The sequence below is a fragment of the Leptolinea tardivitalis genome (genome assembly GCF_001050275.1).
Lineage (GTDB): Bacteria > Chloroflexota > Anaerolineae > Anaerolineales > Anaerolineaceae > Leptolinea > Leptolinea tardivitalis.
Map to the genome: position 1 here is coordinate 53,885 of NZ_BBYA01000002.1, position 17,468 is coordinate 71,352.

General features: G+C 47.9%; 11 protein-coding genes. 3 read left to right on the plus strand and 8 right to left on the minus strand.

From position 1 onward, the window contains the following. Positions 1-297: 297 nt before the first annotated feature. From LTAR_RS01675 to LTAR_RS01685, 3 genes are all read right to left on the minus strand, one after another. Complete coding sequence (locus tag LTAR_RS01675; protein ID WP_062420406.1) at positions 298-3,276, minus strand: diguanylate cyclase; 2,979 nt, start codon at positions 3,274-3,276, stop codon at positions 298-300. A gap of 157 nt (positions 3,277-3,433) precedes the next feature. After that, complete coding sequence (locus LTAR_RS01680; RefSeq protein WP_062420407.1) at positions 3,434-4,357, minus strand: glycyl-radical enzyme activating protein; 924 nt, start codon at positions 4,355-4,357, stop codon at positions 3,434-3,436. After that, a complete protein-coding gene (locus tag LTAR_RS01685) occupies positions 4,354-6,867 on the minus strand; it encodes a pyruvate formate lyase family protein (protein ID WP_062531951.1) in 2,514 nt (837 codons plus the stop codon). The genes LTAR_RS01680 and LTAR_RS01685 overlap by 4 nt, the downstream gene beginning before the upstream one ends. A 128-nt stretch (positions 6,868-6,995) precedes the next feature. On the opposite strand from LTAR_RS01685, the gene LTAR_RS01690 reads away from it, so the two are divergent. After that, positions 6,996-7,934, plus strand: a complete 939-nt coding sequence (locus tag LTAR_RS01690; protein ID WP_062420409.1) for a Gfo/Idh/MocA family protein — start codon at positions 6,996-6,998, stop codon at positions 7,932-7,934. Positions 7,935-7,954: 20 nt separating this feature from the next. Here the strand turns inward: LTAR_RS01690 and LTAR_RS01695 are convergent, their stop codons facing one another. The 5 genes from LTAR_RS01695 to LTAR_RS01715 all read right to left on the minus strand — a co-directional run bounded on the left by LTAR_RS01695 (position 7,955) and on the right by LTAR_RS01715 (position 16,523). Further along, the gene (locus LTAR_RS01695; protein WP_081419744.1) at positions 7,955-9,778 is read right to left on the minus strand and encodes an ABC transporter ATP-binding protein; all 1,824 of its coding nucleotides are present in this window, start codon (positions 9,776-9,778) and stop codon (positions 7,955-7,957) included. After that, positions 9,765-11,579: an ABC transporter ATP-binding protein gene (locus tag LTAR_RS01700; RefSeq protein ID WP_062420410.1), complete on the minus strand. Its 1,815-nt coding sequence runs from the start codon at positions 11,577-11,579 to the stop codon at positions 9,765-9,767. The genes LTAR_RS01695 and LTAR_RS01700 overlap by 14 nt, the downstream gene beginning before the upstream one ends. A 276-nt stretch (positions 11,580-11,855) precedes the next feature. Then, positions 11,856-15,245: a transcription-repair coupling factor gene (mfd, locus tag LTAR_RS01705; RefSeq protein ID WP_062420411.1), complete on the minus strand. Its 3,390-nt coding sequence runs from the start codon at positions 15,243-15,245 to the stop codon at positions 11,856-11,858. A 1-nt stretch (position 15,246) separates the two neighbouring features. Further along, on the minus strand, positions 15,247-15,867 hold the full coding sequence (pth, locus tag LTAR_RS01710) for an aminoacyl-tRNA hydrolase (protein WP_062420412.1): 621 nt from the start codon (positions 15,865-15,867) through the stop codon (positions 15,247-15,249). A 17-nt stretch (positions 15,868-15,884) separates the two neighbouring features. Next, positions 15,885-16,523, minus strand: coding sequence for a hypothetical protein (locus tag LTAR_RS01715; protein ID WP_062420413.1), 639 nt, complete (start codon positions 16,521-16,523; stop codon positions 15,885-15,887). 101 nt (positions 16,524-16,624) lie between these two features. Between LTAR_RS01715 and LTAR_RS01720 the strand changes: the two genes are divergently transcribed. Continuing rightward, positions 16,625-17,071 carry a hypothetical protein gene (locus tag LTAR_RS01720; RefSeq protein ID WP_062420414.1) on the plus strand — a complete coding sequence of 149 codons (447 nt, stop codon included), beginning with the start codon at positions 16,625-16,627 and terminating at the stop codon, positions 17,069-17,071. 49 nt (positions 17,072-17,120) lie between these two features. Continuing rightward, on the plus strand, positions 17,121-17,432 hold the full coding sequence (locus LTAR_RS01725; protein WP_062420415.1) for a YtxH domain-containing protein: 312 nt from the start codon (positions 17,121-17,123) through the stop codon (positions 17,430-17,432). The last annotated feature ends 36 nt before the right edge of the window (positions 17,433-17,468 follow it).

A 17,468-nucleotide genomic window follows, 5' to 3' on the forward strand; every position in this document is an offset into this window, starting at 1 on the left:
TAAATTGAGGCTGTCCCAAAAGTTACTTTTTGTCTTTTGAGACAGCCTCATATCTTGTACCGCTGTCAGTGTTATTCGTGTCAGAACAAATACTCAAAAAGCATAAGTGTTTTCGAAAGCCTCGGGTTCTTTTAATCAACGAGTTTGTTTTCAAACGAGGTGACATTACTCTATTGGTCACATTCTCTTATATGGCATCGGTTTTTCAACCAATTCATTGACAATTCTTGAAAAGAATTGCCCAAGTATCAGTTTCTTTTTTTGTTTCATGTGTTCCAAAGACGCCCCTACGGTTAATTACCAAATTTCTGTGAAATCCAACTCGCTGTAACTTACTGTGCTGTTTCGCCCGCGTTTTTTTGCCGAATAAAGGGCTCGATCTGCACATTCAAACAATTGATGGATTGTGTTCATGTTTTTATCAAAACTGGCGACTCCAATGGAAGCGGATAATGGGATCGATTGTTCATCGAAAACCATAATTGCCGTTTCTATTGTTTTACGCAAACGTTCAGCCGCCTCACGAGCATGGTCTTGAGGGGTATCTGGCAGAATGATGGCAAATTCATCTCCGCCGAAACGGGTGATCAGGTCAATTTGACGGAAGGTTTTTTTGCAGCAATTAGCAACTTTCTTGATAACGTCATCCCCAGCCGTGTGACCGTATGTATCATTGATATTTTTCAGGTAGTCTACATCTACCAGCAGCATGGATAGGGGAGCGCTGGTACGTATGGAACGGTGTATTTCACGTTGGCCTAATTCTTCAAAACCTCGCCGGTTATATAATCCCGTCAAAATGTCTGTAATGGCGATTTGCTGAAGCTCAGTATGCAATTGAGCATTTTGAATGGCTGCTGTGACAGTATCTGCAAAACTGACCAGTACATTTACATCATCTTCGGTAAATGAGAAGGCCTTCGCCGCACAGAGTTCAAGCACACCATAAACTTTTTCATGTTGCATCAATGGAGCCGTTATCCAACATTTTTGATCGGCAAGTGCCTGCTTTTTTGGAGAGAAGCTGATAGATTTCTCTTGCGTAATATCTTGAAAGAGGAGTGCTTTCTTTTCCGTTGCAGTTTTACCAGCCATTCCTTCATATGCGCCAATCTGAATGGTAAATACAGCTGGATCAGAAAAACCATACTGAGCCCTGACATGGAAGATGTGTTTTTGTTCGTCAAAAAGGAACAACAAACCTTTTTCAGCAGTAGGAATGGCGTTGGTGGCTGTTTCAATTATGCGTTCAAAGACTTCCTGTAGATTTAGCGTAGATGTCAATGTTGAAGCAGCCACCCGTAAATTCTCGGCTTCTTTTGCCCGATCATTGGCAAAAGCAATTGACATATTTTTTGATACAGCCAGGGCGACCTGATCAATGATCTGTTCGTAAAAATCCACCTCTTTTTTCTCAAAAGATCTGGGATTGAAATAGCCCAATACAGCCGATCCCAGATAAATACCATCGGCCATTAAGGGATGAAGGATGAATGCCTTAAAAGGATTATGGCGTTCGGCATTCTTTAGCGATTGATGTCGAGAGTCATCAGTAACTACAGCTTCTGAAAAATGGGCGAGCTTAGTGCTGAATTCAGGATCATTGGTGAGGTTTTGCAGAAGCTCGTTAGTTTTTTGATCTGCGGCTAATGCCAGTCCGTTCATGATTCTGCGCAAAGTTGGATGCGAGAAACTGATGATGATTCCATCTGGCAAAAGTGTCTCAAACAGTATTTTGATCTGTTCTGTGAGCATATCTTTCAAATCAGTCGTTTTCAGGGAGATCTGAGTCAGCTCGTTTATTAATGTCATCTGGAATTCACGTTTTTGAAGGCTTTCAATCAGAAGAGCATTTTCCAACGCCAGGGCTGCCCGTTTTGCATATGTATAGATAATTTTTCGAGCCTGTTCATCAAATCCATTAATTTCCGGACTTTCAAGATTCAGGACTCCGATGGCAGTATTGTTTATTACAAATGGAATATCATATTCAGATCTGGTGAGATGTGAATCAGGAAGATAATGTATGTCTTTGGAGGTATCTTCAATATAAATTGCTTTTTGTGATTTGATCGCTTCCATTGTCAGGCTGTGACCATCTACATCGTCCAATGGATGTGTCTGTTCAGATGGATACCCGGCCTGGGCAATTTGCTCCAGTTTGCCTGTGGTTTCATTAATCAACAGGATAGCAACATGGGCTGTTGAGAAATCCTGGTGAACAGTCTGGGTAATCTGATTGGCGAGGGACGAAATATCACTGGTGGTACTAAGCAGGGCAGTTGCGGCTTTAAAGAGTGCTGAAGTTTCTCTGGCTTTTTGATCAAGAGCTTCATACAGATTCGCGTTATTAATAGCTGTTGCAGCCAGGTCGGCAAAAGCCTGCAATCTGATGGCATCTTTTTCGCAGAAAAAGTTGGGGGAGCCACTATCAAGGTTAATTACACCTATGACTTTCCCTTTGGAACGCATTGGTGCACCAACATACGAGAGGATCCAATTGAATTCTGGTGCGGTCTTCCAATCTGGGAATAAGCGGGTATCTGGAATCACCAGTGGCAAGCCATTTTGCGTCATACGGCACAGAGATGGCATATCACATATTCTGGAAGATATATTCATGGTGAAATCATGCAATTCTTTTGTTTTGTACCCGCGGGCACGAACCACTTGAACAAATTCACCATTAATCAACATAATATTGGCCGAATCATGGGGAACGACTTTACCAACCAATTCCAGAATTTTTTCCAGCACATCATCCAGATGCAAAGAACTGCTTAACAGGGCAGACGAACTGATTAACGCATCGGCCAGTGTGCGTTCTTCGTCTTCCGCCTGAAGCAAATTTGATTGTTCGGGAATATGACGGTTGATGATCAGGCAGCCGGTTGTGGAGCTTGCTTTCAGAGAAGGTTGATAGACATCGATTTCTTGATAGAAAGAAGATCCGGTTTTCCGAATTCCCCGAATAGGAAGATTGGAAACATGACGGGCTTCATCTGATTCCAGGTCATGTTGAGAAATTTTCGGTAAATCATCGGGATGGATGATCATTTCGCGGGTGATATCGCCGCCAGAAAATTCCTCTACTGAGTAACCGTACATTTCGGCCGCGGCTGAGTTGGCAAAAATCACCCTGCCTTCTTCAGAAAACCAGACCACACCTATTGGTAATATCCCAAGCAGTTTCATCAGCAGGTGGGTTTCTTCCTGATCGAAAAGACGGTCAACAGTTTCCTGAAGATCGTTTTTCTTGCTGTTATCAGAATCCATTTACCCTGGCACTCTCTCTTCGTCCGAAAAGATGTTTCTGTTATTTTGCTATGTACTCCGCATTTCTACTATCGAGTATAGAGTATTTTTTGATAATTTACATCTGAATACAACGCTATAAGGTGGATTAATATCCATCAGAATAAATTTGAATAGTCTATCCTCCGACCTGACAGTCAATTCCATGTTGAGTATACATTGTATGAATCTTTTCCAACCGGTAAAGCAAATCAGCCTGTTTACCAAACAAAGGATTGGTTTCAAGTGGATAACTTCGGCCAAGACGCCGATATTTTTCACGGCCGAATTGATGGTAAGGCATCAGATGAATCTGATTAATCCCATTATCGGTGGCAATTTTCATGATGGCGAGAATATTTTCGTCATCATCATTCAATCCGGGGATCACAGGAAAGCGTATAACCACAGTTGCAGAGTTCTGGCAAAGCTTTACCAGATTTTCCAAAATCAGCGTATTGGGAACACCGGTCAATTGGTTGTGTTTTTCCGGATTTGTATGCTTGATATCAAAAAGAAAAAGGTCCGTGACAGGAAGGAATGCTTCGATAGTATCCCAGGGTGCATACCCGGTAGTTTCCATCGCTGTATGGATATTCCGATTGTAAAATGACTGCAATAAATCCAGGGAGAAATCGGGCTGATATAACGGTTCTCCGCCTGATAGAGTGATTCCGCCACCTGAACGCCGATAGGTATCCGCATCTTTCAGGCACTGCGCCAATACATCTGACGTTTCCATCCATGTGCCAGATATGCGCAGAGCCCTTGAAGGGCAGGCCTGTATGCAGGCTTCACAGAGCGTACATAATGAACGATCAATTTTTTCCAGCGGGTCTATCTGCACATTTAGATTGATTGCCGTTGACGGGCAGACAGAAATACACGTACCACATTGCTGACAAAGGGAAGATCGGAATTCAAGTTCTTGTTCAGGATTCTGAGATTCGGGATTGCAACACCATGGACAATCCAGGGGACATCCTTTGAGAAATACAACCGTACGTATGCCGGGGCCGTCATGAATGGAATACCGTTGCAGGTCAAAAACCAGACCTTTCAAAAAGCCATCTCCGCACGCGCTATGATGGAATCTTGAACATCTTTTCCCAGTTCAACAAATACTGCACTATATCCACCTACTCTGACAATAAGGTCACGGTATTCTGCCGGATTGGATTGAGCCTGGTGTAATTCATCAGAGCTGACTATTGTGTATTGAACTTCTACTCCTCCATCATCCATAAAGGATCGCACAAGATCCGCCCATTTGGATAGATCGCGCGGACTGCTGACAGCCGTGGCATTGAAACGTTGATTGAAGGTCACACCGTTGGGGGTGCGAAGACCATCTATGGCGCGGGCATTCGAACGGTGGGTGGCCGTAGGACCGAAATTGGGGGCAAAGGATGACGGGCTGGTAGCATCTGCCAGGCGTTCTCCATTCTTGCGTCCGTCGGGTGTGGCGCCCAGCCATTTTCCCAGTGGGATATAGTTGGCCATACTGATCAGACCCACAACAAACCGTCCCCCGCGGGGTGTAGAATGGCTTTCAAAAGCATCTGCCACCATATTGAAGTATCTGCGTGTCCAGGTATCAGCATAAGGATCATCGCATCCATATTTAGGGGCTTGAATGCACATCTGGCGTAGATGTTCATAACCGACCCAATCCGCTTTTAAAGCTGAAAGAAGTTCATCCCAGGTGGTTGCCTGTGTCTGGTAGAGCAGAGTGTCAATAGCAGAAAGGCAATCTCCAGCGTTGGCGAGACCCACCGCCAGACAGCCGGTCCAATCATAATGACAGCCGCCGGCATTGATATCGATGCCTGTTTTCCGAGTACCAGGATGGAGCAGATTGTGAACGACACATGGATAGTTCTGTGTGAACACAAGGTCATAGACGTTGTTGACGATGGCATTCATACGGACAAGGTGGTTGACTTGCTGCCGGACAGCATCCATAAAATCATTCATAGTAAGAAAATTTCGGGGATCCCCCGTGTGAGGCCCCACCTGGATTCCGTTGAGAGGGTTGACACCATCATAGAAAGCCAGTTCAATCGGTTTTGGGAGGTTGATCCAGCCGGTATTGGTGCGCCCATTTGTATCTATGCCGGTCATATTGGGATCCGTGATATTTTCCTGGCAGCCGACATCACCATAATGACGGGCATGATTAAGTTCCACATGGCACACCCCTGTCAGGGCAGGGATGATCGCATCATCATTCAAAAGAATCGGCTGCCCTCCGCCCAGGCGGATAACCTCAAGTGTGGCTTTCAAGAAAGAATCAGGAGTATTTCGGTGCAGGCGGACAGAGTGGTTGGGATCAATCAGATGAACATGCGCATAGGCTTCAAGAAGACGATATGACAGTTCATTTGTGCAGTCCTGACCGTTTTCATCTACTCCGCTGATATTGATTTTGTCATTGTTTCCCCCGCCGCTGCTGCTGGCACTCAGATTGAACCCGCGAGATTCATTCCACTTGAGGTAAAACATCTCCAATTGGAATTGGGCTTCCTCAGGGTTTGTGCTTTTCTGGAAGAATGGAAGCATAAACTGGTCGAACCGGCCGGCTGAATGTGAGTCGGCACCTTCCCCAATACCGGTGGCGTTGCGGAGAAATAGGAAGGATTGCAGTGCTTCCTGCCAGGTGTCAGCTGGGTAAGCTGGAACTTTATGGGCAATCCGTGCCATTTCCAACAATTCGGCTTTTCTACCGGCATCAGTTTCACGGGCGGCCAGATCCTCTGCATATTCGGCATTTCGCCGGGCATAGGTGATGATGGCATCGGAGGCGATCAGCATGGCCCGGTACTGACTGCGCCTGTCCATGTCTGTGATCGAGCCCGGATAGGATGCATCCAATTGGTCCAATTCTATCTGGATCTCCTGTTTGATTGCCAGGATACCTTTTCGCAGGAAAGTGACCTTATCCTGTATGGTGTGAGCCAGACCGTTTCCAATCAATGGGGAAGTCCGGTAACCCATGCCATACCGCAGAAAATGCCAGGCTTCCGGTTCGTTAGTTTTCAATTCATTGAAAAAGAAGGATTCGCGGCAAATACCTTTCCAGTAAGGGAGGATTTCTTTTGTGAATTCTTCCTGATCTGCCGGTGAAAATACATATCGTGTATCTGCGCCGGCCAGAGGATTAGACATCTGTCCATCCGGCTGATCACTCTCATCGGGGGAGAGAGGTAGAAAGAACGGGTTGAAATCCACACAATTTGGACCACTGGAGGAATTTCCCAGGAAAATCTGCCCGGGGAGCAGTCCGATGGATATTTCTTCCATGATTTTCTGGAAGGCCAGTGCACGCCGGATGGCCGGATGTTGACCGGCCGTCTGTCGGTAGGATTGTGTCACCAATTTTGCCTGTTGAAGTGACAATTTAAATTTGCCATCCTGCCAGCGTGGCAACATCAATTCGCGTAAAGACTGGACACGAACTTCAAATGCATTATCTGCTGATAGAAGCATTTTGTTGAAAAATTCACCGTGCCACGGAGAGTTTCTTCGTACCCACCAGGGGATTACAGAGTGGAAGGATTGTGTATTGGTCATCGTCATACCTTCATTATCTACGAATAAGGAGGAATACGAATAATCATGATCAAATGAACGCGTAATTTACGTGGAAAAATATCTGACTATACTTATTCTATTACGGATGGCGGAGGAACTTTTTCACTATGAAACTGGCTGTAATCGGTTTGGGCGGAATTGCAGAAAAAGGGTACCTTCCTGTGATCACCGGCATGGATACGCTCGAGTTATTCTTTCACAGCCGGCATATTGACCGTGTGGATGAATTGCGAAAACGATATCGGGTGGCAGGAGGTTCAGATCATTTTGAGGATGTTTTACGCTGGAAACCTGATGCTGCGTTGGTATTAACCCCGACAGAAACCCACTGTTCCATTGCCAATGAATTGATACAGCGGGGGATTGATGTATTTATGGAAAAACCTGTCTCTTATCATTCAGATGAAAATCAGTATCTGGCAGAAGAGGCTGATCGCTTGAATCGAATTTTAATGGTGGGATATAACCGCCGTTTCGCTCCCCTCACACTTCAGGCGAGAAAATTATGGAATAATCGCCATATCGGTATGGGGGTAATGGTTAAACACCGTTCATCGAATATCTTTCATGGTTTGCCGACGCATATGAATGAGGAATTTGTGCATGTCATTGATACCATGCGGTTTCTGTGTGGTGATGGGCATGCCCTGTCAACCTGGCACCGCCTGGCCGGCGACGGTCTTCTTATAGAAGCGGTCAGTGTGATTCAACTGGAAACCGGGGGGCTTGTCACCTTGCAGACATGTCTGGAGGGCGGCCTCTGGCAGGAGAATTATGCCCTGCATGGAGATAAAGTGAGCCTCGAACTGGATATGTTCTCTGAATTACGAGTGTTTGAAAATGGTGTTAAGAATTCCCTGCGGGAGCCTTATGATAGTTCGTGGAAAAGCAACCTGAAAGGGCGCGGTTTTGTGGATGAGATCGAGCACTTTTTATCCTGTATCAAGACAAGAAAGCAACCTGTATGCAATGGATGGGAAGCCTTAAAAACTCAGCTACTGACAGAAGAGATAATCCAAAGGGATAGTGCTTTACCAATAAAATAGCCAATGAATAAAGGCTGTCATTAATTTGAGGTGGCTGCCTGACCAGATAGCGGATTGTAAGCCTCGGTCATCTGATTGCGGAATTGACGGGTATACAGGTTATGGTATTTGCCGCCCTTCTTCAGCAATTCAGCATGGGTACCAATTTCGGCAATCGCTCCATTTTCAATCACCAGAATACGATCTGCTTTTTTAATCGTGCTCAATCGGTGCGCAACAATGAAGCTGGTACGCCCGTTCATCATGATCTCCATACCTTTTTGGATCTGGGCTTCGGTAAGGGTATCTACTGAACTGGTGGCTTCATCCATCACAAAAATTTCCGGTTGAGCCAGGATGGCGCGTGCCAGACTGATCAATTGCTTTTGTCCAACAGACAGCATATTGCCGCCTTCACCTACCGGTTCATCAAACCCTCTGGGGAATTTGGTAATGAAGTCTGCTGCACCAGCCATACGGGCCGCTGATTCAACTTCATCACGGGTGGCATTCAACCGGCCATACCGGATGTTTTCCGCAATTGTGCCTGAGAACAGATGGGGAGTCTGCAGGACAACACCGATGCGTGACTGGATGGCATACAATGAATAATCGCGGTAGTCACAGCCCCCGATCTTGATGGAACCGGAGGTGGGTTCATAGAACCGGCAAAGTAAATTGACAATGGTTGTCTTGCCGCCGCCGGTCGGACCGACCAATGCGATGGTTTCCCCGCGTTTGACTGAAAGAGAAAAATCCTTCAATACCGGGCTGCCGTCATCATAACTGAACGAGACATGATCGAACTGGATATCACCGGTGAGCTTTCCCGGATCGAAAGCATTTTCTCTGTCTAAAATTTCGGGGATGGCGTCTACCAGGGAAAAAATCCGTTCTGCTGATGCTATGGAAAGCTGGATTTCGGCATAGACACGGGCAAGATCCTGCACCGGCCACATCATAAAGGTGATGTAGGTTATGAATGCCTGAATGCCGCCAATTGTCATGGCTGAAGAGGTGAAATTTCCTCCTGTATACCAGACCACGGCACTGATAGCAATGGCGGAAACAATTTGAACTGTTGGTAGGAACAGAGCACTTAACCAGGCCGCCCGATAACTGGCTTTATACATTTCTCCCGTTATATGGGAGAATTCCGCCAGATTTTCCGATTCACGTCCCAGTGATTTGACCACGCGAACACCGGTGATGTTCTCGTTGAATGAACCAGTGATTTTTGAATTCAATTTACGAACAGTCCGGTAAGAATGCAAAATGCGCTTACGGAATTGGATGGCGATATATACCAGTATTGGAACCAGCACCAGTACGATTAATGCCAGCTGCCATTGGATAATGAACATGAAAACCAACGAAGTGGTGATATTCATCACCGCCCAGGTGGTATCCACCAGTCCCCAGGTGACCAGTTCGGCCACTCGATCGGAATCGGACGTCACACGAGACATAATCCAGCCGACCGGTGTCTTGCTGTAGTAGGAGAGCGAAAGGTCCTGCAGGTGGTTGAACATATTGCGGCGCAGGTCATACCGTACCCGTTCACCGAGTATCCCGGCCAGGTATATGAACAGGAACACCATTACAGATTGAATAATGGTCAACCCACCATATAGATAGAAAATGCGCAGCAGGGCTGAAATATCTTTTCCGGCAATACCCACGTCAATAATTTGTTTACCCAGGTAGGTGAAAAAGGCATCCAACACCGATACCAGCATGATGGTCGTCAAAAAACCGACCACCCATTTCCAATGTGGTGCGGTTAACGCGAGTATCCGCCGGAAGGTTTTTCCGCTGAACCGGGTTTGAAAATCTTCTTCTTCGAATGTCTCAATTTCTGACACTGGCTATCTCTCTTTCCAGTTCTTCTTCTACGCGTGTTTGGATTTCAAATATCTGCCGATACATTCCGGTCTGGTTTATCAGTTCGGAATGAGTTCCCCGCTGGGTGATGCATCCTTTATCCATAACCAGAATCAGGTCAGCCGATTGAATACTCTGGATTCGATGTGCAATGATGAATGTCGTACGGTCTTTCATCAGGGATTGCAGGGCAGATTGTATTTCAGCTTCTGTTTCTGTATCCACCGAAGATGTGGAATCGTCGAGGATTAGTATGCGGGGGTTTTTTAATAATGTGCGGGCAATGGCAATACGCTGTTTCTGACCGCCGGAAAGGGTTACCCCTTTTTCTCCAACTACCGTCCGGTACCCTTCAGGGAAGGAAAGAATGACATCGTGAATAGCTGCTGCACAGGCGGCTGCTTCAATCTCTTCTTTTGTGACCTTGCGGTCAACTCCATACGAAATGTTCTCTTCAATTGAACGGCTGAAAAGAAAGGGTTCCTGTTCCACAATGCCAATCTGATTACGCAACCAACGACGAGGAATCGTATTTAATTCCTGCCCGTCCAGGAATATACGCCCCGAGGTGTATTCATAAAAACGGGGCAGCAGGTTGACCAGAGTGGTTTTACCCGAACCGGTTGATCCAAGGAGAGCGATTACCTGACCTGGTTTTACAGAAAATGTAATGTTCTGCAGAGCAGTTGTACCGTCAGTGTAGGCAAAACCGACGTTTTCAAAATGGATTTCACCTTTGGCCTGCTCTGGATTGGTTAAGGTACCATCATCCAGCGGTTCGCGATCCTGTTTGATAATATCCATGACACGGCCATAGGAAACCATGCCGGTTGACATCTGCACAATTAAGCGGCCCAGGTTGCGCATGGGATAGATGATCCAGACGATTAATCCTGTGTAGGCCAGATATGTGCCAAGAGTGATTTCACCATGAATGGCCATTGAAGCGCCGGTGAAATAACCGTACAAAACCTGGGCTGTACATAAGACGTCAGTAACCGGCCAGAAGAAGGAATTCAAAATGAGCAGTCTCTTGCCGCGAATGAACTTCTCAAAGTTCTGGGTTTCAAATTTTTCTTTTTCAAAATCCTGACGGGCAAAAGCTTTCACCACACGCACACCGGCCAGGTTTTCCTGCAGGGCGGTGGATAAAACCGCTTCCTGTTCCTGGTAGGCTTCGTAGGCTTTGGAAATATAGTGGAAGAAGATGGTCGAGATTGCCACGACAATGGGTATCACCACCACAGACCGCCAGGCCAGGGAGGCGTTCAGGTTGATCAATGCGACGAAATTGACAATAAAAAGCAAAATGATACGCCCCACGCTGATAGCCTGATCAGCAAAGAATCGTTTGAGGGCATCAACATCAGAGGTGGAACGTTCGATCAGCTCACCGGTCTGGGTGTTGTCATGGTAGGTAAATGTGAGGTGCTGAATATGGTCATACAGATAATTACGCAGCCGCCGGGTGACACCTTCGGCCGTTCGGGAGGCAAAGGTGGCGGAAATAAATGTAAACCCGCCTTCGAGCGCTGCCAGTGCCAGAAAGCTGACAGCCAGCAGCGGTAATGCTACAGTGCTGGCACCGGAAAGGTATGTGTCTACAAAGTAACGCAGCAGAAAATAGGTGGCAGTTTTCGCCAGGGCCGCCATACCCTGGGCCAGAGTGGCAACCATGTATGTCGAGCGGAAACCGGTCATCAAACGCCAGAGACCGGCGAGACGATTTTTTGAATAAGCTCGTTTTAGATCATAGTTCAATGTATCAGTAGATGGCTGCATGATCGTTCATCCGATTCGTGTAACAGGGGAGAGCTATTTTACTCTGAAATAGAACAAAAGGTCAAATCAGGTGAGGTACGAGTGATGATGGATTTCAAAATAGCTCAATAGTGAATACGATGATTTGCACCTGTATTATGGCTCACAAAAGGCAGAAAATTTACCGATATGGGAATTAAATAGATCCCAGCTTGTTTAATTCAGTAGAGATGGCTCACTGTCTTCCTGCTTTTTTATATGGGTCTATCAGTACGGGTTTGTCATTCCTGCATATTCTCAAGTTGTTTTCCACAGCTTATTGACCTCGATCAGAGCATCAATCAGATACTGTTTCCAGGTCTCCTCATCGGCATCCATCGGCAGCCAGTAGGAATTTTTTCCGGCGCGGGAACGCAAAACAGGCAGGGTGGGCAGGTTCCGTGAAGTGGTTCCTTCTGGGAGAGCCGGGAATCTGAGGACGAGCTGATCGCTTTCCACTGTGACGGACGCCAGCCCGGCAGTTTCTGAAAGGATTTTTACTCGCAGCATATATAGCAAATTTTTCAACTGGTCGGGCAGCGGACCGAACCGGTCAACGAATTCATCGGCCATTGCCTCAATATCTTCTTCCGTACGAACATCCGCCAGACGTCGATAGAGACGCAGGCGCATGGTCTGGTCTTCCACATAATCCAGGGGAATGCCTACAGAAAGCGGCAGGTCAACGGCCACCGGCATCTGTACTTCGCGCATGTTAAGCTGGTCTTCTTCCAAAGCCGGCATACCCTCTGACTGGCGCAACTGGCGGACGGCGGACGCCAGCATGCGGGTATACAGATGGAAACCCACGGTGGCAATGACGCCATGTTGACGGTTGCCAAGAATTTCCCCGGCTCCGCGCATTTCAAGATCACGCATCGCGATGGAATATCCGGCACCCAGCTGGGTATTCTCGGCGATTACCTCAAGCCGCTCCTGGCCTTCGGGAGTGGGCGGTTTGCGGCGGTGGCGGAAGAAATAGGCATATGCCCGTTGGGCACCCCGGCCTACCCGTCCGCGAAGCTGGTACAACTGAGCCAGGCCAAATGTATCCCCACGGTCAACGATCAGAGTATTGGCATTGGGGATATCCAGACCGGATTCAATGATGGATGTACACAGCAGAATATCAATTTCACCGCGTGAGAACTGGTCCATTACACGTGCAAGTTCTCCCTCAGGCATTTGACCGTGGGCAACACCGACACGCGCTTCAGGCACCAACTGGTGCAGATGACTTTCCATCGCGTGGATGGTCTGCACCCGATTATGGACAAAAAAGATCTGGCCTTCGCGGTCCAGCTCCCGCATCACAGCCTGCCGAACCATGCGCGGGGAGTACGGCCCGATATGGGTGATGATAGGCAAACGTTCTTCCGGGGGGGTATTGATGGTCGAGATATCACGCACACCTGTCAAAGCCATGTAGAGCGTTCGGGGAATGGGTGTGGCGGTCAGGGTGAGCACGTCAATTTCTGTGCGCAACTTCTTGAAGTGTTCCTTGTGAGTGACACCGAAACGCTGCTCTTCATCAATGATGGCCAGACCGAGATCTTTAAAAATCACGTCTTGTGAAATCAGGCGGTGGGTGCCCACAATAATGTCAATTTCACCGCGCCAGAGCTTTCGGATGATTTCGTCTTGTTCTCGGGCAGATCGGAAACGTGAGAGCATCTCCACCTTCACCGGGAAGGCGGTCAGGCGCTGTCGAAAGGTTTCATAATGCTGCTGTGCCAGAACGGTGGTGGGGACAAGCACTGCCACCTGTTTCCCATCCATCACGGCTTTAAACGCTGCCCGCAAAGCAACTTCAGTCTTACCGTATCCTACATCACCGCACAACAAGCGATCCATAGGACGCGGTGCTTCCATATCTTTCTTGACAGAACGGATGGCGGCGAGCTGGTCTTTGGTTTCAATATAAGGAAAACTGGCCTCCAATTCATATTGCCAGGGGGTGTCGTTGTGGAAGGCATACCCTTCCGAAACCTGACGGCGGGCGTACAACTCCAACAATTCGTGGGCTACCTGCTGGACAGCTTCACTGGCATGTTGACGGGCGGTTGACCATTCTGTGGTACCCAGGCGGGTAGGGGTGGGCGGTTCTCCCCCCGGACCAATGTACCGGCTTAACCGGTCTGCCTGATGAACAGGGACAAACAGCTGGTCGCCGTTATCATATTCAATGCACAGGAATTCACCGGTAGTGTCGTCAATGTTGCGTTTGACCAGACCTACCAGCCGGCCAATGCCGTAATCCATGTGAACCACCCAGTCACCGGCTTTCAGGTCTGCATAACCGGCTTCCGGTGCTTCGGCAGATGGGGCGTGCCGCTGCCTGGCCTGGGGACGTTCCCAGCCGAATATTTCGCTGTCAGTCAGCAAAAGGGCAGCATGGTCATCGACATGCATCTCCCAGCCATCGCTTAATGTTCCATCAATGATCTCTGGCGTCTGAACGGTTCCGGTTTCATGCTGGCGTTCCCGCCACAGGTCGCATAAACGGGAGGCCTGCCGAGAGACGATCATCACCCGGCTATTTTCTTTAAGCCGGGTTTCGATATATTCGTTGAATGGTTTCAACCTCCCACCGAACCGTTGACCAGGCTGGATGACTTCGCCGAAATAACCAATTTCTGGCGAGGTACTGCGGCCCAGTTCTAACCAAGATTGTCCGGCCAGAGTGTCTTGTAATTCCGACCAGGTGTTATAAGGAATTGGATAATCTTCTTCCAGTACACCCTCTTTGATCATTTCTGACCGCAGCCTGACCGCCTGTTCCTCTATTTCATTGGCGGCCGTCTGTACAGCCATCAAATCATCAACCAAGATCAGGCTGCCGCGCGGCATATAGTCCAGAAGACTGGCATGAGCCGGATGTACCAGCGGCAGGTGATACTCGTCCACTTCGCCAGTGATGCCGATCCGGGAAGCGGCACCGGGAAGAACCTCTCGTGCCGGAGTGATCTGGAATTTTTCCAATTTGGCGATGGTACGCTGCGATACCGGATCAAATTGACGCAGGGTATCCACCTCATCACCAAAGAATTCTAAACGCACCGGGTATTGTTCTGCCGGAGGCCAGATATCCAGAATCCCGCCGCGACGAGAGAAATATCCCACTTCCAAGACAGTGTCGGCAGATTGAAATCCAATTTCGACCCACTGGCGTAGCAGGTCGTCAATTGAAAGTTGAGCCCCAACTTTTATGGTCTTAACCATCTTGATGAAATCACGGCGCGGTAATGTGCGCGCCATGACGGCCCGTACGGGGGCGAAAATCATGGGCGGGATGGCTGGTTTTTCTGATCCCAGCATGTGATATGGGATCAGGGATGCCAGGGTTTGCAGGCGTTCGCGCCGGGTGATATTTCCCCAAGAAGCCTGTTCGTAAAAGAGAGGGTTGGGTGCCGGAAAGGCCAGCCGGTTGGCTGTGGGATACCAGAATTTCAACTCATCCCCCAGCGTGAAAGCCCGTTCAGACCGGTCAGTGAGTACCAAAACGGGAGTTGCAACGTCTATCGCAAGAGCACAGGATACAGGCAGCCGGGCAGAACGAATCAATCCCAGTCCGGGAATGGTCTTTCCAGGACCCACGGAAGCAAGTATTTCAGCATAGCCTGGCAGATGGCGGATAAAGTCAAGCATGTCAGTTCTTTTCGACAGAACCGTTGTACCGGTTCATGGCTGTATCCAGCCCATCACGTATGAATACCAGTGCAGCATCGGCAGCGGCATCGAGCATTGAATCAAGCATCTGCTGATCTGTGGAGGAAAACGGCTGCAACACATAATCGGTCACTTCCATACGGCCGGGCGGCCGGCCAATGCCCATGCGAAGGCGGGCAAAATCCTGCGTTCCCAGCCGGTCGATGGTGGAGCCTAACCCTTTCTGTCCGCCCGATCCACCTGAGGGACGAATGCGCAGACTGCCAAATGGGATATCCATATCATCGTGGATGACCAGCAGATGGTCTATGGGGATCTTATAGAAATGCAGCAACCCGCTGACGGATTGGCCGGAAAGATTCATATAGGTCTGCGGTTTCGCTAGAATAATTCGGTTGCGTGAATCTTTATAGGTGGCTGTCAATGCGTTGGCCTGCATCTTTCCCAGAAAGACATCCAGCTTTTTACAAAGGCGGTCAATGGTCATAAAACCAATATTGTGGCGGGTATTCATATATTCCCGGCCGGGATTGCCGAAACCGACGATTAGATAGGTAGCCTGATCGGTTTCAGGTTGAGGTTTTCGAAGTAAACGAAACATGCCAGTTTTCCAATGATTTAAGATAATGATTTTTTGATGATCCAATAGACGGCAAACGCCAGGAATGATCCAATTCCGGCAATGCCCCCGCGAACCAGGCTGGAATTCAGGTCTGCTCTGGATAGCACGGCAGGATTGGCAGCGAAGACAGGTTGAGTAGGCCGTGGTGTGCGGGTGGGTACCTGTGTTTCCAGTGTGCTCATACTTTCAACTGCATTCAGCGTATTTGACGGGGTTGGAGTTTCGATCGGCGAATAATTACGCACCCGAATTCCTTTTATTTCTGCGGAGGTCGAAGTTCCATCTTTAAGGAATACGGAGACTCGCAGATCGTAAAATCCGTCAGTGATCGTACTGGTATCCCATTCGGTGATCTTTCCCGGATTAACCGCCTGGTCAGTTTCGGCAATTAAAAACCAGGTTTCTTTTGGGTCATTCGTGTACCGAAATTCAACCTCTGCGCGTTGAAATCCTTCCATCGCAGTAATCCCGTTAATCTCGACACGTCCTTGAAGTGCTTCACCGCCGCGCGGTGAAATTATGACCGGCTTTTTATCCGGCGCCTGTGCGTATCCAATAGCAGCAATCCAGAGGGCGGCTATCAATGAGATCAATGGGGACCATTTCGAAAGATGCATAGCATTTAATTCTATCATTACTCAAATCCATTTTTATTTAAAATTTTCCTGGCATTACTCTTGCGATCTTGTACGAGGTAATAAATCTTGATAGGGACAATGTGCTATAATTTTTTCAAATGAGCGAAGAACCTGCACAACAACCTGTTGAACCCGTTATCAAAGAAACAAGCGCTGTAACAGAAACCAGTCAAAATAAGGCGTTAATTTGGCTGGTTGTGATCATCATTCTGGTACTGGCGGCTCTGGCTGTGGGAACCATCTTTTTACTTCGCAGCGATGTCAGCACCACCGGGCACATCCGGGATATTTTCATCATCTTCATGGCGCTTGAATCCTTTATCATTGGTCTGGCGCTGATTGTTTTAATCGTTCAACTGGCGACCTTGATAAATCTGCTGCAAAATGAAATCAAACCGATCATCAACTCGACCAGTGAAACGGTCAACACCCTGAGGGGTACGGCTACATTTCTAAGCAATAATCTGGCAGAACCGGTGATTAAATTGAACGAGAGTGTCGCTGTCCTTCGCAAGCTGGTGGATTTTGTCAAGATTTGGAAATAGCGTTAACTGGCGTATTAACCGGTCATACGAATCGTGAAAGGAGAATAGAATGTCAGATCGTGATGAATTTGGAGCTTTTTTAGTGGGGTTTGTGGTTGGTGGTCTGGCCGGTGCTGTCACTGCACTCTTGCTTGCACCGCAATCCGGCGAAGAAACCCGGACAGTCATCAAAGAGAAAGCAATTGAATTGCGTGATGTTGCCACGGATTCCTATAACGAAGTCTATGATGCTGCCGAGGATTTTGTAAAGACAACCAAGGATAAAGCCGTTGAGTTGGGACATCAGGGCCAGGTTATCCTTGAGGAACAAAAAGGCAAACTGGTTGGAAAGAAAGAATCCAAACCGGCAGCCGAAGCCTGATCGACATTTGATAATCATGAAACCCCTGTCAGTGTA